General features: G+C 36.0%; 16 protein-coding genes and 1 pseudogene. 3 read left to right on the top strand and 14 right to left on the bottom strand.

Translation table 11 applies throughout. The annotated features are described in order from the left end of the window. Window positions 1-17 precede the first annotated feature (17 nt). The 4 genes from PQF83_RS17390 to PQF83_RS17375 form a co-directional block, all read right to left on the bottom strand. The gene (locus PQF83_RS17390; protein ID WP_001004879.1) at window positions 18-275 is read right to left on the bottom strand and encodes a hypothetical protein; all 258 of its coding nucleotides are present in this window, start codon (window positions 273-275) and stop codon (window positions 18-20) included. A 43-nt stretch (window positions 276-318) separates the two neighbouring features. Further along, complete coding sequence (locus tag PQF83_RS17385; RefSeq protein ID WP_001001493.1) at window positions 319-1,185, bottom strand: hypothetical protein; 867 nt, start codon at window positions 1,183-1,185, stop codon at window positions 319-321. Between the two features lie 36 nt (window positions 1,186-1,221). Further along, complete coding sequence (locus PQF83_RS17380; protein WP_000884166.1) at window positions 1,222-1,665, bottom strand: hypothetical protein; 444 nt, start codon at window positions 1,663-1,665, stop codon at window positions 1,222-1,224. An 84-nt stretch (window positions 1,666-1,749) separates the two neighbouring features. After that, window positions 1,750-2,874, bottom strand: a complete 1,125-nt coding sequence (locus PQF83_RS17375) for a competence protein CoiA family protein (protein WP_000111975.1) — start codon at window positions 2,872-2,874, stop codon at window positions 1,750-1,752. 188 nt (window positions 2,875-3,062) lie between these two features. Here PQF83_RS17375 and PQF83_RS17370 point away from each other — a divergent pair, with 188 nt between their 5' ends. Both PQF83_RS17370 and PQF83_RS17365 read left to right on the top strand, forming a co-directional pair. After that, window positions 3,063-4,193, top strand: a complete 1,131-nt coding sequence (locus tag PQF83_RS17370; protein WP_000678751.1) for a site-specific integrase — start codon at window positions 3,063-3,065, stop codon at window positions 4,191-4,193. A gap of 84 nt (window positions 4,194-4,277) precedes the next feature. Continuing rightward, window positions 4,278-4,829: pseudogene (locus PQF83_RS17365) on the top strand (DUF3898 domain-containing protein); the annotation flags it as partial. A 239-nt stretch (window positions 4,830-5,068) separates the two neighbouring features. On the opposite strand, the gene PQF83_RS17360 reads toward PQF83_RS17365, so the two are convergent. The 9 genes from PQF83_RS17360 to PQF83_RS17320 all read right to left on the bottom strand — a co-directional run bounded on the left by PQF83_RS17360 (window position 5,069) and on the right by PQF83_RS17320 (window position 10,180). Beyond that, window positions 5,069-5,416, bottom strand: coding sequence for a hypothetical protein (locus tag PQF83_RS17360; RefSeq protein ID WP_000566117.1), 348 nt, complete (start codon window positions 5,414-5,416; stop codon window positions 5,069-5,071). A gap of 35 nt (window positions 5,417-5,451) precedes the next feature. Further along, a complete protein-coding gene (locus PQF83_RS17355) occupies window positions 5,452-5,613 on the bottom strand; it encodes a hypothetical protein (protein WP_000387292.1) in 162 nt (53 codons plus the stop codon). Window positions 5,614-5,790: 177 nt separating this feature from the next. Next, the gene (locus PQF83_RS17350; protein ID WP_000426499.1) at window positions 5,791-6,636 is read right to left on the bottom strand and encodes an exonuclease; all 846 of its coding nucleotides are present in this window, start codon (window positions 6,634-6,636) and stop codon (window positions 5,791-5,793) included. A 189-nt stretch (window positions 6,637-6,825) separates the two neighbouring features. Continuing rightward, on the bottom strand, window positions 6,826-7,026 hold the full coding sequence (cspB, locus tag PQF83_RS17345; RefSeq protein WP_001179150.1) for a cold shock-like protein CspB: 201 nt from the start codon (window positions 7,024-7,026) through the stop codon (window positions 6,826-6,828). 215 nt (window positions 7,027-7,241) lie between these two features. Further along, entirely contained in the window at window positions 7,242-8,141 is a 900-nt protein-coding gene (locus tag PQF83_RS17340) for a WD40/YVTN/BNR-like repeat-containing protein (protein WP_000449508.1), read from the bottom strand. A gap of 16 nt (window positions 8,142-8,157) precedes the next feature. Then, window positions 8,158-8,601, bottom strand: a complete 444-nt coding sequence (locus tag PQF83_RS17335) for a flavodoxin (protein WP_001062756.1) — start codon at window positions 8,599-8,601, stop codon at window positions 8,158-8,160. A 138-nt stretch (window positions 8,602-8,739) separates the two neighbouring features. Continuing rightward, entirely contained in the window at window positions 8,740-9,360 is a 621-nt protein-coding gene (locus PQF83_RS17330; RefSeq protein WP_000070934.1) for an acetate uptake transporter, read from the bottom strand. 86 nt (window positions 9,361-9,446) lie between these two features. Continuing rightward, window positions 9,447-9,842 (bottom strand): NUDIX hydrolase, encoded by a 396-nt coding sequence (locus tag PQF83_RS17325; RefSeq protein ID WP_000197780.1) that lies wholly within the window; start codon window positions 9,840-9,842, stop codon window positions 9,447-9,449. After that, the gene (locus PQF83_RS17320) at window positions 9,839-10,180 is read right to left on the bottom strand and encodes an ASCH domain-containing protein (RefSeq protein ID WP_001268357.1); all 342 of its coding nucleotides are present in this window, start codon (window positions 10,178-10,180) and stop codon (window positions 9,839-9,841) included. The genes PQF83_RS17325 and PQF83_RS17320 overlap by 4 nt, the downstream gene beginning before the upstream one ends. Before the next feature lie 110 nt (window positions 10,181-10,290). Between PQF83_RS17320 and PQF83_RS17315 the strand changes: the two genes are divergently transcribed. Further along, window positions 10,291-10,848 (top strand): CatB-related O-acetyltransferase, encoded by a 558-nt coding sequence (locus tag PQF83_RS17315; RefSeq protein WP_000966321.1) that lies wholly within the window; start codon window positions 10,291-10,293, stop codon window positions 10,846-10,848. A gap of 47 nt (window positions 10,849-10,895) precedes the next feature. Here PQF83_RS17315 and PQF83_RS17310 read toward each other — a convergent pair whose 3' ends face one another. Beyond that, on the bottom strand, window positions 10,896-18,368 hold the full coding sequence (locus PQF83_RS17310) for a DUF7507 domain-containing protein (protein ID WP_001115920.1): 7,473 nt from the start codon (window positions 18,366-18,368) through the stop codon (window positions 10,896-10,898). Window positions 18,369-18,381: the final 13 nt, after the last annotated feature.

Genomic DNA, 18,381 nt, shown 5'->3' with positions numbered 1-18,381 from the left:
TGTATAAGACCAATCTTTTATTTAACTTCTTTGATTAGGTTTTCAACTTTTGATAAAGCTAGTTCTAGTTCTTCAATACGCTTATTCAATCTATCAATAGTTTGTGACTCTTCAATTTGAAAATCGAATTTTTTACCCTCTTCTAGATCTCGTTGAATTAAGCGTTTAACGTATGTCGCAAAAGCGTTATGGTTCATTGCATGGTTGTATAGCTGCATTTCAAATTTGTCACTTCTTGTAAAAGAAATTGATTTAATAATTTTGTTTTCATTCATGTGTAAGTATCCCCTTTTTATGTCTTTATATAAAATTAAACTTTTATTTAATAGATTCTGCTTCAGCTTCTTCTCTTTCTAAATCTTCCAGCAAGAAATCTAGTTGTATGATTGTATGTATTGCATTAAATAATCGTAATGCATCTACCTGAGTCCAGTTATTCGGATAATCACGTCCGTGTAATACCCAGTCACGGTTAATGATTTGGAAACGGCTCGTGTTTTTATCGAAATTCCCGACTCGGAACACACTATATAAGAATTCCATTACAGATACATATATTATTATATTGGTTTTGTCATCTTCAATTTCTCGCTTTACTTTTTTAAATTGAACTCTTAAAGAAGGTTTTTTCTTCATCTCAGTTGTTATATATTTTTGAAATCTTGGTGAAATCAACATGTTCGCAAGACTCTCGATCACGATAAATAAACTTGGAATCACAATTAAATAATGACCTTTTTCATAGCTATCAAAACATTGTGAAAGAAGCCCTCTCCACTCTTTAATTAACTCGTGCTTGAGAATATCAGTCTTTATATTCTGATATTCTTTTTCGTTTGAATAAAATACATGAAATGATGAGTCTACCTCTTCCTGGGACTCAACTTGTGATAATGTAAATATTTCTTCAATATCCATATTCATTGGAAGAGTCCAACCCTTTTGAGCTAATGATTCTGCTGCTTCTTTATTCGATTGCTCAACGTCTTCCCAATCTATATCATGTAAGGAAGATAATGATTCACTAATTGATTCCCATATATGCATTTGTGCCTCTACAAGTTTTTGTCCCATTTGTCCTATTTCTCGCATTAATCTGGTAGTTTCGGCAACTTCAGAAGCGAAGTCCATTTTGGGTGGGGTTGGAAATTCGAATCTGTATTGGTGCTTGTTTTCTTCATTCATCACTTTAATCCCCTTTGTATAAAATATAGTTTTTATTCAATCATCATTTCTTCTATAACGAGGTTTGAGTACACATTGTAGAGCCCCTTCAATTGCGATTCTTCTATGATAACCTATACATTCAGTCCAGTATATTCGAACATCACCTTGAATTGATTTAAAGAACTCTCTGCTAGCCTTTTTTTCTAAAAGGTATAGCTTTTTAATATGTCTATGCAATCTATTGCGTATCCAACCTTCACCTACATATAAAGCTTCCTCGGTAGTAGGATCGACAAATACATATAATCCTCGCTTATCTTTAGGAACAGATTCATCGATTTTTCTTCTTAATAGTAGGCCTTTCGTATGCTTTTCATTCTCATTATATTTAAAAGTGATTTCGAAACAACGCCATAGTGAATTTGAATCAAGTGGCAATAACGAATTACTTACCAGGGTTTCTTTAAGACTGTTATCAAATTGAATGATGTCTAACATTAAAACTACTCCTTTAAATAGAATAAAACGAGTTTCCTATATTATATATGTTACTTCATCCGATGTATAAAGTTAATTTTTTATTCAGTCTCTTTTGATTATAGATAACATATCATTTAGTATTCTATTCATTTCTTCTACTACAATTTTACTATTAGGCATTAATATATTAAAACCTATTACTTTTTTCTTTTTGGTATGTTCCCAACCACCCACAATAGCTTCAACCTGGTAATGTTCCTGTATTTCGTATATTAATGAATATAATAAATTTTGTTCGTTAGATAAGAAATAACGATCATTTATCATCAAGTATTTATCTTTAGATTGAGAAGAACTTTTATAAGATATATCAAATAGTTCTTCTCGGCTAGATTCAATACTCATATAGGATTTAGCTTCAACGCTATTCATTTTTTTATAAATATCTCCATTAATATAGTAACGGTAATTTATATTCTTTATTAATTCCTCAACCTCAGAGATTGCTTGTTTTTTATATTGAAGCAATATTTCATCTGTTAAGTCCTCTCTAGCTATATCAATCAATTCATCTTTAAAGATATTATAACTAATATCAGCTGCAGATAATGAAATTTTTGAAGATATATAATCAATATACTTAGAAATAGAGGCATCAGATACCTCGTATATGAATTCACCGTTCTTTCTGGTTGGAATTACTTCTATAAATGGTATATCTTCTTCATCAAAATATTGAACTTTCACATCTTCGTTTGCATGTGTTACATAAACCTCTATTACAAATGGTTGAGAATCATCATATTCATCTTTTACTACAACGTCGGCTATAGAATCCCCTACCCATTGCTCAACTTCAGCAAAACTCTTTTTGTAAAACTTCAATATGTCTAATAATGATATCTCGTAAGAATCTATATTAATGGCCCTTAAAAATTCTTTGTATTTCTTTTTAAAATAACTTAAATCAATTTTAAGCTTAATGTCTTCTTCTTTATTTATCTTATTAACAAGAAAATGCTTCGCTTCGAAATGTAAGAGGGTTTCACTAGAGATAGTACAATCGCTTCCAGGTTTATGACTAAAGTGGTGTTCTCTTTTATTCCCTTTTTTAAAAATTACGTCTTCATGACAGTGTGGACACCTATATTTAATATTTTTATATAGTCTCTCTTCAATATGTACGATATTTGTTCCGCACAAGGCGAAGTTAAGTTTTACACTCACCCAGACACACTCCCTTTTTATAAAATTGAATTTACATATTATTATCTCACTATAAATAATACCATATATTTCTTTTTCTAACTTTCTTTACTCTTACATATCCCTATACAAAAGCGGGCCAAAAGTATTAAAATACAAGTTATGGAAGCTATTATTTCAATCGTTAGAACCTATCGGAGGTTTTAATTATGAAAGGTAGCATATTAAAAGATAAAAAAAGAGGAACTTGGTACTTTTCTTTCGATTTAGGAAAAGATCCATTTACAGGAAAAAGAAGACAGAAGAAAAGACGCGGTTTTAAAACGAAACAAATGGCCGAAGAAGCATTAATTAAAATTCAGGCTGAAATGCTAAATGAGGAATTTACCGATGTATCACAGATGACCTATGCTAAATATTTAGATGAATGGTTTGAGGAAAGACGTATCTTCCTTCAAAAATCTACGTATGAGATACACTCAATTTTTTGTAACAATGTAATAAAACCTAGGTTAGGACATTTCAAATTGCAAAAGCTAGAACCTATTCACATTCAAAAATTTGTAAACAACCTAGTAAATAAAACAAATTACTCATCACATACTATTCATTTAGTTTTTCGAATTGTTAGTGCATCTCTAAAAAAGGCTAAAACACTAAAATTAATTAAAGATAATCCAGCAACTGGTACTACTTTACCAAAAAAGCAGCAGAAAGAATTGAACGTCTGGTCATTGAAACAAATAAATTATTTTTTAAAAGAAGCTAAAAATGTTCATCGTTTAACACGCTGTTACGTCGCAATAGTAATTTCATTACTCACGGGAGCACGTCAAGGCGAAATCATGGGATTAAGGTGGAAAGATATTGATTTTGATAAAAATGTTATATACATTAGGCAAACATTGACTCAATCAGCGGAAATAAAAGTTGGTGCAAAAAATGCGTCGAGCATACGCTCAATACACATACCTGACAAGCTCATTAGCGAATTAAAATCACACCGAAAAATAATTTTAGAAGAACGTTTGTATCATGGTGAAGGTTATGAAGATAATGATCTTGTAATATGTACTCGTATAGGTAAACCAATGATTCCACGTAATTTACGTAAAGAATTTTATAATCTAACAGTCAAACTTAATTTACCAAAGATACGATTTCATGATTTAAGACACACCCATGCCACGCTATTGATAGAACAAAATGTCAATGTAAAGCTTATACAATCCAGATTAGGGCACGCAGACGTGCAACAAACACTCAATACGTACAGTCATGTGATTCCAGATATGCAAAAGTCCGTATCTGACCAGCTCGATAAAATTACTAATGTATAGGCGAAATGTTGCCAAAGTTGTGTCCACAACTTATATTACAACGTATAACCATTGGTATAAAGGCTATTCCTCATCTTTCAAACGTACATGCCCGAAGAAGGTATGGTCGAAGTGGGCGAGCTAAAGATTCACCAAGCATCACACGCCCGTTACTTTGAAGACTTCTTAAAATTCGTCGAATACGAACGCTCTATGCCTGAAATTATGAAAACACAAGTAATGGACATGGTATATGACCAAATTGAAGATGTATTTGAAGAAGGTACGGAAGAACGCGAACAATTCGACCAAGCAATGGAAGTATGGGCTGCCAGTCCGAAACGCGAAATTATGGAACAATTTTCAACCGAAGAAGTAATGGAAGCTACCGCTCAAATCGTCGAGCATGCGCCTGAAGTGGAATTGAAGCTAAAAGCGGATCATATCTCTGTGAAAGCCCTACTTGCTGATTTCGGGGATCAAATACATATCGCAAAGGTAAATGACCGATACGTATTAATGATTGAGGCTGATACACTTACATTTGAGAAAGGCTTCTCTCCTATTGAATTTCTGAAGCCAGACGAGTTGCAAGACGTAATTGAACGGATTGAGAATAAGCAGCAGTATTCTTATGATCCGAACGGGATTGAATAAACCATTCTATATCCCTATTTTTACAGAGCACTATTAACAAACGATCTTTTATTTGTGACACATTTGAAAGTTATGTAAAAAACCGATTCTACTAAGAATCGGTTTTTCTGCTTTATAATAAAATATGCTTATTTTTGATCCAAGAGGACATTTGTCACAGGATTCAGTAGATTTGTTTTTTGGTGTACAAGTGTATTTCCATTAGAGTAGTCACTATGTATATTGGTAAAATGAAATTTTCACTTTACTACCTCAAATTTATTGTACTCGTAAAAAGATAATTGAAAACGATATTTTGGATGCTCTCTCACCCAATCGTAAGCTTCTTCTAAAATATCCATTTTGTTTTGCAAGTCATTCAATTCACTACATTCGTTCCTTTTCTGTTTGCATAGCGGACAGAATCCATTCACTATTTCAATACTCGTCGCCCTAATCGTTTTCCTTTCTAAATCAACTACTAGACGAAGAATAAGAGAATGTTCGTCTTTTGTAGTCACCGTCATTTCAGCAATCCCATCCTCATTCCAAAAGACTCCGTTTAATTCCATCTGTACGGTAACATCGTTAATATCCAAGTCTATCACTATCACACCTCCCATATATATATAAGAATCTTAGCTTACTCTTCTATTTTAATCTTTAATACACCACGATTTAAAGATATATTAAGCCTTTTCCAATTCTTCTTCTGTGCTATGAAAGGAAGTGTAATTACCGCTAATAGCGTGGTAAATATTATCCCAAAAACTAAAACTGTTACAATGTTAAAGATTGCTTCCATTCAACTTTACCCTCTTTCATTTCTATGGGCTCTAATTTTATGAATATATTAAAAAATTTCTTACCACACCTTAAATTTCAAAGTAGCACAACAAATCAATTCCTATTTATATGAATACTTTATTCATCCATCAATACAATGACAGTAAATTTATGTAGCTAGAAATAGAGAAGAATGTCATTTAACCTCTGCATTCTTCTCCATCTCAGCCAAATACCTAATCTGCCTTTCCGCTTTTCGAACCGCCGTACGAAAATGTTTTTTCAGAAGTTCTATTGTTGGTTCACTTATATAATATCTTTCCGTTATACTTTCCCACGTGTCGCTACTTTCAAATGTACTCCAAACGAAAGGACGCTCAGTATTTTTTCTCATTTCTTTAAATACCCATTTTCGCATCTTTTTTTTCGCTTTTTCTGTTAGTTTTCCGTTCTCTACTAGTTCAAGTTCACCATGCCTTTTATACCTTTTAGTAATATCTCTCTCGCTATATGCTTTAAGAAGTATGTTCGCTGTATTCTCAGCATCCGCTAAAGCACGGTGCTGCTTCCCTTCCCATATTAAACCGAGCTGTTCTACTGCAGATTGTAAACTTGGTGTATGCTCAAACAATTCTTCATACGCTTGAAAAACAAATTTTTGTAAATCAATTCTTCTTTCTTTTTCCATACAAGGGCATTCTACAGCATGTAACGTACAATCATGAGATAGAAATCGATAATCTTCTTTTCCCCATGTAACAAATATAGAATCTTCTCCGATAAACTGAATAAATCTCTCTATAATTTGCGGAAATTTCTCTACATTCATTAAATCTTTCTTTGTAATTCCCGTTAATTTTGTCGTATGACGAGTAAGTCGTGCACCGGGTTTTACTAACTCCGAAAATTCTCCAATTATCTTCATTGTACTTGCTTCTATTTTTACAGCTCCGATATCAACTATCTCTGACGGATCTTCTGATTTATATGGCCTAAAATTTCTCTCTATATCAAACACAATAAAATGTGTAGCGTTTTCCAATTTATTTACCTCTTTCTACATTCCTTTTCACACACATACTTTATTTTCAGTATTTATTTATTCATACACTTTATGCATGTAATACTTCATCTAAAAAACGAAAATTCAATCTCATTATGCTATGTACATAGGAGGTTCTTCAATTAAAACGCAAAAAAAAAGAAGGGCAAGCCCTTCTTTCTTCCACAATTACTTCTTGTTAACGTTTGTAGCTTGAGGTCCACGGTTACCTTGTTCTACTTCGAAAGTAACTTCTTGACCTTCTTCTAAAGTTTTGAAACCTTCGCCTTGGATAGCTGAGAAATGAACGAATACGTCTTCTCCGCCTTCAACTTCGATGAATCCGAAACCTTTTTCTGAGTTAAACCATTTTACTTTACCGTTTTGCATGTAAAAAATCCTCCTACAATGTACCTATATGTACATATTCATTTTCAACCACTTTACAAAAATAAGTCAGACATTAAAAAAACTGCAACTCTGAGGAGATTTAACATTGCTATCCTCCTCGGAAGTTACAGCTCATTTAAATCTCTATATTATTAAAAGTAAAATGGTTTAAATATAATATATCATATCAATATAATAAAAGCAAAGTTTTTTTGCTATACAATTTTTTTCTTCCACTGCATCGCTTTTGATTCACCTGATCCCGCTACAAAATAGGCTTCTTTTTGGTTCACAATGCGCCAGCCATGCCCTTTAACTGAATCACATACTGTTACAATTCCTTCTTCTAAAAGTACACGACAAACAGTACTAATCCCAGCCTTATTTTGCGTTGACGTTGTATATAACACATGTTGATCTACACTTAAGTCTAAATAGCTACTTGCTTTTTGCTCACTTTGACATGTGTGCCAATATGGTTTTTCACTCTCAATACTTTCATTTATTTTACAAAAAGAAATATTCCCGCTAATGCCTTTGCATGATCCACTGGCTGCTACTAAATAAGAGTTGTGTAAAGTCAACGCTGAGATCATTTGATTCATTACGATTTTAATCCTCTTTAATTTAAGTGTCTCCAAATTAAAGAGCCAAACACCACCATATTTAGCATGTATTTTCGTACCGATAAATAAGTAATGTTTATATAAAAACAACGATCGAATAGATGGTGCTCCGCCACCATATTCAAGAAATGGATGAATGGTTTCCCATGTCGAACCAAAATCATTCGAATGATACAACGTTTTATCTCCATGAGCAATGACAGTTCCTTCTATATTACTACATACATTCCAACTCGTTGCCTTTGTTGGAAAACGTTGAACCGTCCAATTCTCTCCACCATTCATACTACGAATAAAAATTCCTTCGTCACCTACACCATACACTACATTATCTTCGCTATGTAAATCCCTAATTCGTTTTTGAAAACCATTTAAAATTTGTTTCCATTCTCCGTCTTGTTCAATAAATAAACCATTATATGTAGTAGCTAACATAAGCTTTCCATCTCTTAACTTTGTAATAGCGGTCGCACTTAACATTGTCTCCACGTTGACACTCCCATTCTTAGAACTTCTCAGCAAATGCAATTGCAAAATTACTGCATTTTTCAACATCCTCTTCATCTTCTGGAGCTAGTTCGATTTTCAACCCTTCTTGTACAAGCTCTGCACCGCGCTCTACAAGTCTTTCTTCAAATATCGTTACCGCTTCACAAAATAGTTCATACGCCGTATCACCTGATCCGAATACCGCTACTTTCTTCCCTGATAAATCTATATTTTCTAAGTCATCATGGAAATCTTCCGCTTCAAATGGTAATTCCCCATCTCCCCACGTATAAGATCCTAAAATGATTCCATCATAAGCTAATAATTCTTCAGCATCCATGCCTTCCATTTCTTGCAATACTACTTCATGATCAAAAGCATCTAAACTAACTTTAATTAAATCAGCAATACTCTCTGTATTTCCTGACATACTTGCATAAGCTATTAAAATTTTCGCCACTTTGGCATCCCCCTCTTTCAATAAATGATTCTCATTCTCATTATATTAATAATGAGAATCAATTTCAATTGTATTTTTTATTTTTATTTATTCCATATAAAAAAGCACAGATGACTATACAATCATCTGTGCTTTTTATTACTTTTTAAAAATACCAAACGGCTTTCCAACTGGTAAAACAACTTTACCAAAGTGTGTGTTTAACACTGCTGCTGCTGAACCATAGAAAGATAATAATGAAATAAGAAGTTCAGAATATGCTGCTAAATTATGCATTGCATGCGGCATAACACCTAAAGTACTTAATGAAAGACCGATAAATAAGAAATCAATAAGGACGAAAATCATAAATAATACTTTATGTGTTTCCATTGCACCAATTGTCATAAAGATTGTGAAAATTAAATATCCGATAAAGGCTAAACCAAGCTGTTTTGAATCTGCAGCTTGTGCTAATTTTTCGCCAAATACTCCAAGTTGAATTAACCAAGTCATTCCAACACCTAGCCAAAATAGACCGTATGCACCGAATGCTGTTGTACCGAATGTATTGTTATGCTTTGCATCGTGAATGCAAGCAAAGATTTGTGCAAATCCTCCTAAAAAGATTGCCCATGGTAATACTAGTGAAACGCCATCTGTTAAGCCTAACTTTTGAGATGATGCTACAAGTGTTACCATCGCTAATCCAAATAGACCGATTCCAGATGGATCTGCTGTTGTCATTTTCACATGATGTGTAGTTGTTTGATTGCTCATATAAACCTCCTGATTATAAACATACTCGAATACAATACTTAAATCAGAAGACTATGTCAATGGTTTTTTTTGTATGTTGTCAGACCTTATATTTTATAATGTTCTAATATACTTTCAACCACTTCATACGGTTTTATATTCACTTTTTTCAACTCATATATCGGCAACCATAACGGAATATAAATCCCTCTATCTTTCATTTCGAATTCTTCAGCTTTACCACTTCCAAAAACTCCACCTACAATATCGGCATTAAAATAATACTCCGTACCCTTATACTCCACCTTTGCAATTAGATGCTCCACTTTTATATGTACCCCTAATTCTTCAAAAATTTCTCGCTTTGTTGCTTCTTCAGGTGTTTCTCCTTCTTCAATTCCTCCACCTGGAAAAACATAGTACGTTTCATCTTCTTGGATACGTTTTATAAGAGCAATTTTCCCTTCCTGCACAATGATAGCTGCGCCGCGATTTCTTGTCATTTTATTACCTCAATACCGATCGCAACTGTTCCCCACTTTTGTTCTTGTTCTTTCGTATATATTTTGTATGTACTTTCTAACATTTCCTCTAAACTATCATTTCCACAATCCAATAATTTTTTATCAATTTGTTCGTACATTGCTTGAAAGTTTTTATATCGTTTTATCTCCGTTACTTTTACAGCCATCGTTGCTGCTGTCGTAAGGTTCGTAAACACAATATGATCGCCTTGTTTTATGAGTTGACGCTTTTTATCGTATAAGCGCACTTCATACACTTTTTTTCCTGATTGAATTGACTGAAAAGGTTTATTATATAATCCCATTTCATATCTCATACATTCCACTCCCATTTATTTATTTTACCTATTAACACTGGTCACCTTACTACACCTTGCATATAATATTCCACGCTTATTTCTTGATTGAGAAAGAAGGTTGAAGAATCATGTTATATTTAAATCAAAAACCTGAATATAGTAAGTATGATATCGGTGATTATACTTATAGTAAAGTAGGTCCAACTATTTTTTCTTGGAATGATGAAACGAAATTAAAAATAGGTAAGTTTTGTTCATTAGGAGAAGAAGTTGTTTTCATACTTGGCGGAGAACATCGCGCGGACTGGATAACGACTTATCCATTTAACGCTCTTTTCAGCGAAGGAGCCCATATTACTGGTCACCCCTCTTCAAAAGGTGATATTGTAGTCGGCAATGATGTATGGATTGGTTATCAATCCTGCATTTTATCTGGTGTTACGATTGGTAACGGTGCCATTATTGGCGCAAAGAGTGTTGTTACAAAGGATGTACCGCCATATGCAGTTGTAGCTGGTAATCCTGCAAAATTTGTTCGATATCGTTTCCCGCAAGAAACAATTGACAAACTAGAAAATATCTCATGGTGGGACTGGGACATTTCTGTTATAAAAGGAGCTATTCCATTTCTACTCTCCGACAAAATTGATGAATTTTTCAGCTCACCCGAAAAAGAATCTACTTGATTCATACAGAAAGAGCATCCTTCTCTTACAGGATGCTCTTTCTGCATTTATTTTCTCTTTATTTGCAAGTGATCACACGGAGAACATTGAAAAGAAATTTTCCCTAAACAATTAAGATTCGTTTCGCAAATTTGTTCTATCGTTGGAACAAATGGAATAACAACTATATTACTTTCTACTATTTGTGTAACAGGTGGTAACACTGTGCCTACTTGATGTTCGAAACGAATACTTGCTTGATTTATATAATTCCCCGAACCACTTGGGGCACTCTGAACTACTACTTGGAACGAAACTGTTCGTGCTTCACCTGGATTTAAATTCCCTATAAGAAATCCTGATACCGGGCTTACATTTGGTACTGGTGTATTATCAACCGTTACACTTCCAAGGACAAATCGAACACTACTATCTAACATATCTTGAAAACGAATATTTTGTATGACAGTATCACCCGTATTTGTAATAACTGTCGTAAAGGTAATAACATCTCCAATCGTTGCTGCCTGTAAATCTGCCGTTTTTACGACTGTCGTTGAGACATTTTGAGGAATAAACGGGATAACAACTGTATTGCTATCACCTTCCACTACTACTGGTAACTCATTCGGATTTACAATTGCGAGCCCATTTGCTATAGCAGTATTTGTGACTAAATTATTTATTTGCCCTCCTGTTATGACAACTTGGAAATTAATAATTGCCGCATCATTTGGCTGAAAATCACCTAATGGAATACCGGTATTTGGATTAGCAAATGGAAGAGCTACATCATTTACCGTTACCGTGCCATTTATAAATAACGTATTTGGATCAATGATATCCGTTAACACAATGTTGGTCACAGGAACTGTACTATCATTTATAACGGCAATTCCGTAAGTGACAACATCCCCTACCATCGCTACTTCAAAGTTTGCTCCTTTTGCAACAAATAAGATTGCAGTATTTACCGTTACAATAACTGTATTGCTCGTGTCCATCACTGTAACTGGAGGCTCTCCTGGTACTAAAATATATTCTGCTAACGCTCCAGCAACGTTTACTACTGTTCCACCATCCGGAAAACTTGTAATCGTAGCTTTATATGTTACAAGTGCCGTCTCACCAACTGGAATATCTGGTATCGTAAATCCAATTTGCGGATTTACCCCCGGTTGCAGAACCCCATTTATCGTTACACTATTTGGAACGAAATCAGCTTCCTGAGATAGCACATCGATAAATTGAACATTCATTGCATCAGCAGTACCAGTATTTAATATACGAACCGTATACGTTACCGTTTCTCCTACGCCAACAATTGAATGGTCTACTTCTTTTAGCATATCTAAGCTACCTCTATTTACCGGCGTAACCGTCGTATTACTTGAATTTGTAATTGTAGACGGAGGTTCTCCTGGAATCAATTCGAAATCACCCGTTACTCTCGCTGTATTCATAATGCTACTAGAAGACGGAACCGAGATTACATTTACTTCAAATGTAATTAATACGCTATCCCCTACTGCAAGATCCGGTAATGAAAAGCCTACAAATGGATCTAATCCTACTTGCGGAATCCCATTTATTTGTACACTTCCAGGAACGAATTCTAAACTAGGTGACGGAAAATCGATAAACTGAACATTCGTTGCTGTTACCGTTCCCGTATTTGTAACTTGCACACTATACGTTAACGTATCTCCTAAACGTGTCGCTTCTTTATTTACAGATTTTATAACGCTAAATCGTCCTCTATTCACTCTAGTTATCGTCGTATTACTCGGCTCTGTTACTACAACTGGTGGTTCTCCTGGCACTAAAGTAAAGCTTCCTGTTATATTTGCAACGTTCGTAATTGTTCCTGATGACGGGATGTTTGTAACTGTCGCTTGAAACGTCACTATAACCGTTTCACCAACTGGTATATCTCCAACTCCAAATCCAGTAATCGGATTTAAGTTTGGTTGCGGGGCTCCATTTATCGTTACACTATTTGGTACAAATGACGCTCCTGCTGAAATGGTATCAATAAACTGAACATCATTAGCTGTTACTGTTCCTGTATTCGTTATTTGCACTGTATACGTCAATACATCTCCAACTAGAGTAGCGGCTCTATTTACTTGTTTAATAACATTAAAGCGTCCTCTATTTACAGTTGTGAGTGTTGTATTACTTGGCTGATTTACTATAACTGGTGGTTCTCCTGGTACTAATACAAAACTTCCAGTTACATTTGCCGTATTAGCAATTGTTCCGTTTGACGGAACACTAACAACAGTTACTTGGAATGTGACTTCTACACTTTCACCTGGGTTTATATCTGGAAGCGGGAATCCATTATTCGGATTGAATCCAGGTTGTAACACACCGTCTATCGTTACACTGTTCGACACGAATGCTATAGAGGAAGGTAGTACATCACTATATTGAATATTCGTTGCTGGCACTGTCCCTGTATTTTGAACTACTGTTGTATATGTGATTGTATCGCCTACTGCAACAACCGGCTGACTTACTGATTTTAAAACATTCAAACCAGGCTCATTGATTTCTGTTAATGTCGTATTACTTGTCGTCGTCTCCGTAATCGGTGGTTCTGTTTCACTTACAGCAAATGTAGCTGTAACGTCTACAAAGTTAACAATCGTACCACCTTCTGGTATGCTTGTAACCACTTCCTGATATGTGACAACTACAAAATCATCTACAGGTATATTTGGAACTGTAAAACCAATGAAAGGATCTAATCCTGGTGCAGACACCCCGTTGATGCTCACACTTCCTGGTACAAATGCTACACCAGCAGAAGTCGTATCGATAAATTGAACATTGGTCGCTGGCACTGTTCCGAAATTAAATATCAATACATCATACGTTAATATTTCTCCTACAGTGGCTACTTCCTTATCTACTAGTTTTAACGGAAAAATAGACGCTATATTAATTGTCGTAACGACTAAATTCGTTAATATCGTTTCTGTAATCGGTGGTTCCTGCGGATTTGGTTGTGAAGTAAATGTAACATCTGCATCATTTAAGATGACTTCATTATCTGGAATTTCCGTAATGGTCACTTGGAATGTGATCTCAATACTTCCACCAGCGATTAATAATGGCGTAACTGTAAATCCTATTTCCGGATTTACACCAATTTGCTGCACTCCACCTATCGTTACACTACCTTCTATAAATGTCGTTCCTTCTGGGATGACATCTTGGAAGAACACATCTGTAACTGGTATAATTCCTACATTTGAAATGAGCACAGTGTACGTTAATACATCCCCAACCGCTCCAGCTGCAACGTCAACTGTTTTTGTTGCTGTTACTTCACCAGGAGGAGGTAACGGTATTGTAACTACCGTTGTATTACTTGAGTTCGTTGTTGTTACTGGTGGTTGTAAAGGATTTAATAAGAAAGTGGCTGTAGCAGATGCTGTATTTAATACTGCTCCACGTGTAGATGGTGCAACCACAGTAACTTGGAACGTTACGGTCAATGATGTTCCAGCTGCAATATTAGGAAGCGGGAATCCAGCATTTGGATCAAATCCAGGTTGTGGTGTTCCATTTATCGTTACACTATTTGCTACAAATGTTGTTTCTGGAGCAATTGGATCAATGAAAGAAACGTTCGTTGCTGTTACTGTACCATTATTACGAATGACAACAGAATACGTGTAAGTTTCTCCAAGTGCTGCTTGTTGTACAGATGAAGTTTTTTGTATATTTAACTGTGCTGTGTTTACTTGCGTCACAACGAAATTACTATTTGTAACAGTCGTTATTGGAGGGTTTGCTGGGTTTATAAGAAAACTGGCAGTAACGTTAGATTGGTTTCTTATATTTCCACCGCTCGGAACACTCGTCACGGTAACTTGAAACGTAACCGTGGCCGTTTGCCCGACCGGAATATTTGGTACTGGGAATCCTGCCATAGGATCCGCGCCTTGCTGAACGACTCCATTTATCGTCACACTATTTGCTACAAACGCAGTACCGGACGGAATTGGATCTTGAAAAATAATATTCGTTGCAGGAACAGTTCCTGTATTTTGAATAAGAATCGTATACGTTAACGTATCCCCTACTCCTGCTTGTGGTGTATTTACACTCTTCATTATATTAAGTGATCCTACATTCACTCGCGTCACAACAATATTACTAATCGTTACAATTGTAATTGGTGGCTGGAGAGGACTTACTTGGAAATCAGCAGTTACATTCGCATTATTCGGAAGAACTCTATTTGGTGGTACACTCGTGATTGTTACTTGGAAAGTAACTGTTACCATCCCTCCTACTGGAATATTAGCAAGTGGAAATCCAGTTGTCGGGTTTAAACCTGGTTGAGGTGTCCCATTTATTGTTACACTATTCGCTACAAAAGTGGTTCCAACTGGAATCGGATCAAGGAACGATACATTAGTTGCTGCTACTGTCCCACTATTTTGTATACGTACTGTATACGTTAACGTATCTCCTACACCAGCTTCAGTAGCGCTTACACTTTTTATTACATTTAATCCTGAAGAATTTACGACCGTCATAACAGTATTACTTGGTTCTGTTACAGTAATCGGTGGCTCTGTTGGATTTACAAGGAAATCTCCTGTAACATTCGCACTGTTTACAACATTATTTCCAAGTGGAACTTCATCAATTAATACTTCAAATGTAACAATTACACTCGCACCAGCGGGCAAATTATTTAATGGGAATCCGAATTCTGGATCTGCCCCTTCTTGTAAGATCCCATTCACAAAGACACTGTTTTCAATAAATAATGTACCTTGTGGAATTGAATCTTGGAAAAATACATTTGTAGCTGGTACACTACCTGCGTTTATGACTTCTATTGTATATACTAAAATATCCCCTACCGTTGCAACATCCGTATTTACTGATTTCACAACTTCAAAGTTACCTGATTGTACAGTTGTATTCACAATGTTACTCGGAACATTGATTGTTACGGGTGGTTCACTCGGATTCACTTGAAAACTTGCTGTTACATTTGCTTGATTTAAAATATCTTCATTTTCTGGATCCTGTATAATTAATACATCAAATGTGACTACAACGGTTTGAGCCGCAGGAATATTCGGAAGAGAAAATCCTGTATTCGGATTCAATCCACTTTGCGGTACTCCATTAATTGTTACAGAATTTGCAACAAATGAAACAGCGGAAGAAATAGTGTCTTGGAAAAATACATTTGTTAACGAAACGTTTCCTGTATTTTGAACGGCAATTGTGTACGTTAAAGTGTCCCCTACTGCGGCTTGCGTTGTATTCACTTCTTTTATTACATTTAAACCGCCTGTATTAACTTGTGTCACAACTGTATTCGTTTGTCTATTAATCGTTATTGGTGGCTGATTTGGAATAACGACGAAATTAGCAGTTACATTTCCGCGATTCGCAATCGTGCCTCCTGATGGCGTCGATGTAACTCGTACTTGAAATGTAACAGTCCTACTTCCGCCGGGAGATATATTAGCTACTGTAAACCCAGTCGCTGGATTTGCTCCAGGTTGTGAAATCCCCTCCACAGTCACACTATTTGCGATAAATGTCGTTCCAATTGGGATTGGATCTTGAAAAATAACGTTCGTTGCAAGTACATTTCCTGTATTTTGAATTGTTACCGTGTACGTAAGAACGTCGTTAACCGTTGCAAAAGCTTTATCCACTGTTTTTCTCGTTGTTATATCAGCTATATTAATTGTCGTAACTACAGTATTACTTGTCGCTTGCCCAGAAACTGGTTGTTGACCAGGCACTGGAGTAAAGGTAAATGTTGCACTTGCACGGTTCGGAATTGGATTGACAAGAGGGTTCGATGTTACTCGAACTTGAAAGCGCACTACGGTCGTTTGCGAAGCATTAATACTGCCTAGATTAATACTACTTGCTGGATTCGCTCCTGGACGTGCTACTCCGTTTACCGTAACGCTGTTTGCTACAAATGTTGTTCCTGCAGGAATACTATCAACAAAAATAACATTGTTTGCAGTAACGTTTCCATTATTCGTCACATTAACCGTGTACGTTAATACATCATTAAGCGTTGCCGTCTGTAGATCTACAGATTTTTGCATACTTATAGTTGCTTGATTCACTGTCGTTTGTACTGTATTCGAAGAAGACATACTAGTAATAAGTGGACTACCGACGAAAGGACGGAATTGATATGATACCATTGCACGATTTGGAATAGGATTGGGGTTCGGAAACGATGTTATTCGCACTTGAAAGGTAACAATTCTTTGCGTATTATTTGGGATTGTACCTAAATTAATTCCAGTAGCAGGGTTCGCATTCGGCTGTGTTACCCCTCCTACCGTTACACTACCTGCAACAAACGTCGTTCCGCTCGGAATACTATCACGTAATACAACGTTTTCTGCACTTCCTGTTCCTGTATTTGGGACCGTAATCGTATAAGTGAGAGTATCCCCTACCCCTGCGACTGTTCTATTGACCGATTTAACAGGATTAATAATTGGACCTGTTGCATCAATTTGAACACCAAAACCAGCTGCAGCGTATCCATCTCCATTTGTAACAAATCGAACAGTTGCTGACGTTTGATTGTTTACTAAAGATGCGGAGGCATCTACATTCGTAATATCCCACCCCTGTCTTCGGACAGCCAAAGCTACCCCTAACGGCTGATTTAAATCTCCAAATGTACCGCTCGTATCTAAATTTCCGCTGTCATTACAAATTTGAGACTGGAAGAAATTATTTGCAGGGTTTCTCGGCCCGAATAATGCAACTGTAGCACTCGCATTCGGTCCAAAGCGAAGTTGATCTCCAGAAATGTTAGAATCACCTTCTTGAGCAGTTACAAGTACCCTTCCTGTTACAGCTCCTGTAGCTGGCGTAGCAAATCCGGAAATAGTAGCATCAACTGGTGGTGATGAAGCATCAATAATTTCTTGACCTGCATATACTGACAAATTTCGAAGTGGTAAACTTGCATTTTGATACACAACCTCAAGCGTCCAGCCCGCTGAACGGCTAATTGTTGGGTCAGCTGAAGTTCTTGCAGCTGGCACGGCACCTGTAGTATATGTGCCTGCTCCACCTGCACTAACAAGATTCGTTACATTGGCAGAGCGAGCATAATAAAACTGGTTTCCTACTGAACCTTGCTGCGCGGTAGCAGGATCTGGCGTAACAGAAAACGTCCCTGCTGGCGTTGTAAATGTAATGTTATCATTTAAAAATGGTAAAACATCTTCCGTATCAGTCCGGAAAGTACCAGCCCAAACTAATTCTGCATATAACACACTGCTTCCCGCTGGAAGATTTAAAATTGCACTTGAAGAATTCAATTGCCACTCATCTGTTGTCCCCGCTGGGAATCCTGGTACTTGCAACGCTGTATTTACTGTCGTAAACACAGCAAGTGTACCAAAAATATTACCTGGTGCAGGCGATGTAGGGCTAAGTCCCAGCGTATTCCCAGTAAACGTGACGGCACCAGGTACTGTTGTCGTAAACCGATTTATAAAAGGCACACAATCATCTCAT

This window comes from Bacillus sp. FF-1 (assembly GCF_028548245.1).
GTDB lineage: Bacteria > Bacillota > Bacilli > Bacillales > Bacillaceae_G > Bacillus_A > Bacillus_A paranthracis.
This window is presented reverse-complemented; position numbering and strand designations above follow the sequence as displayed.

What these genes read in the sequence shown, in the direction of transcription:
- PQF83_RS17390 (WP_001004879.1), bottom strand. Translation starts at nt 275, where the DNA reads ATGAATGAAAACAAAATTATTAAATCAATTTCTTTTACAAGAAGTGAC.
- PQF83_RS17385 (WP_001001493.1), bottom strand. Translation starts at nt 1,185, where the DNA reads ATGAATGAAGAAAACAAGCACCAATACAGATTCGAATTTCCAACCCCA.
- PQF83_RS17380 (WP_000884166.1), bottom strand. Translation starts at nt 1,665, where the DNA reads ATGTTAGACATCATTCAATTTGATAACAGTCTTAAAGAAACCCTGGTA.
- PQF83_RS17370 (WP_000678751.1), top strand. Translation starts at nt 3,063, where the DNA reads ATGAAAGGTAGCATATTAAAAGATAAAAAAAGAGGAACTTGGTACTTT.
- PQF83_RS17355 (WP_000387292.1), bottom strand. Translation starts at nt 5,613, where the DNA reads ATGGAAGCAATCTTTAACATTGTAACAGTTTTAGTTTTTGGGATAATA.
- cspB (WP_001179150.1), bottom strand. Translation starts at nt 7,026, where the DNA reads ATGCAAAACGGTAAAGTAAAATGGTTTAACTCAGAAAAAGGTTTCGGA.
- PQF83_RS17330 (WP_000070934.1), bottom strand. Translation starts at nt 9,360, where the DNA reads ATGAGCAATCAAACAACTACACATCATGTGAAAATGACAACAGCAGAT.
- PQF83_RS17325 (WP_000197780.1), bottom strand. Translation starts at nt 9,842, where the DNA reads ATGACAAGAAATCGCGGCGCAGCTATCATTGTGCAGGAAGGGAAAATT.
- PQF83_RS17320 (WP_001268357.1), bottom strand. Translation starts at nt 10,180, where the DNA reads ATGAGATATGAAATGGGATTATATAATAAACCTTTTCAGTCAATTCAA.
- PQF83_RS17315 (WP_000966321.1), top strand. Translation starts at nt 10,291, where the DNA reads ATGTTATATTTAAATCAAAAACCTGAATATAGTAAGTATGATATCGGT.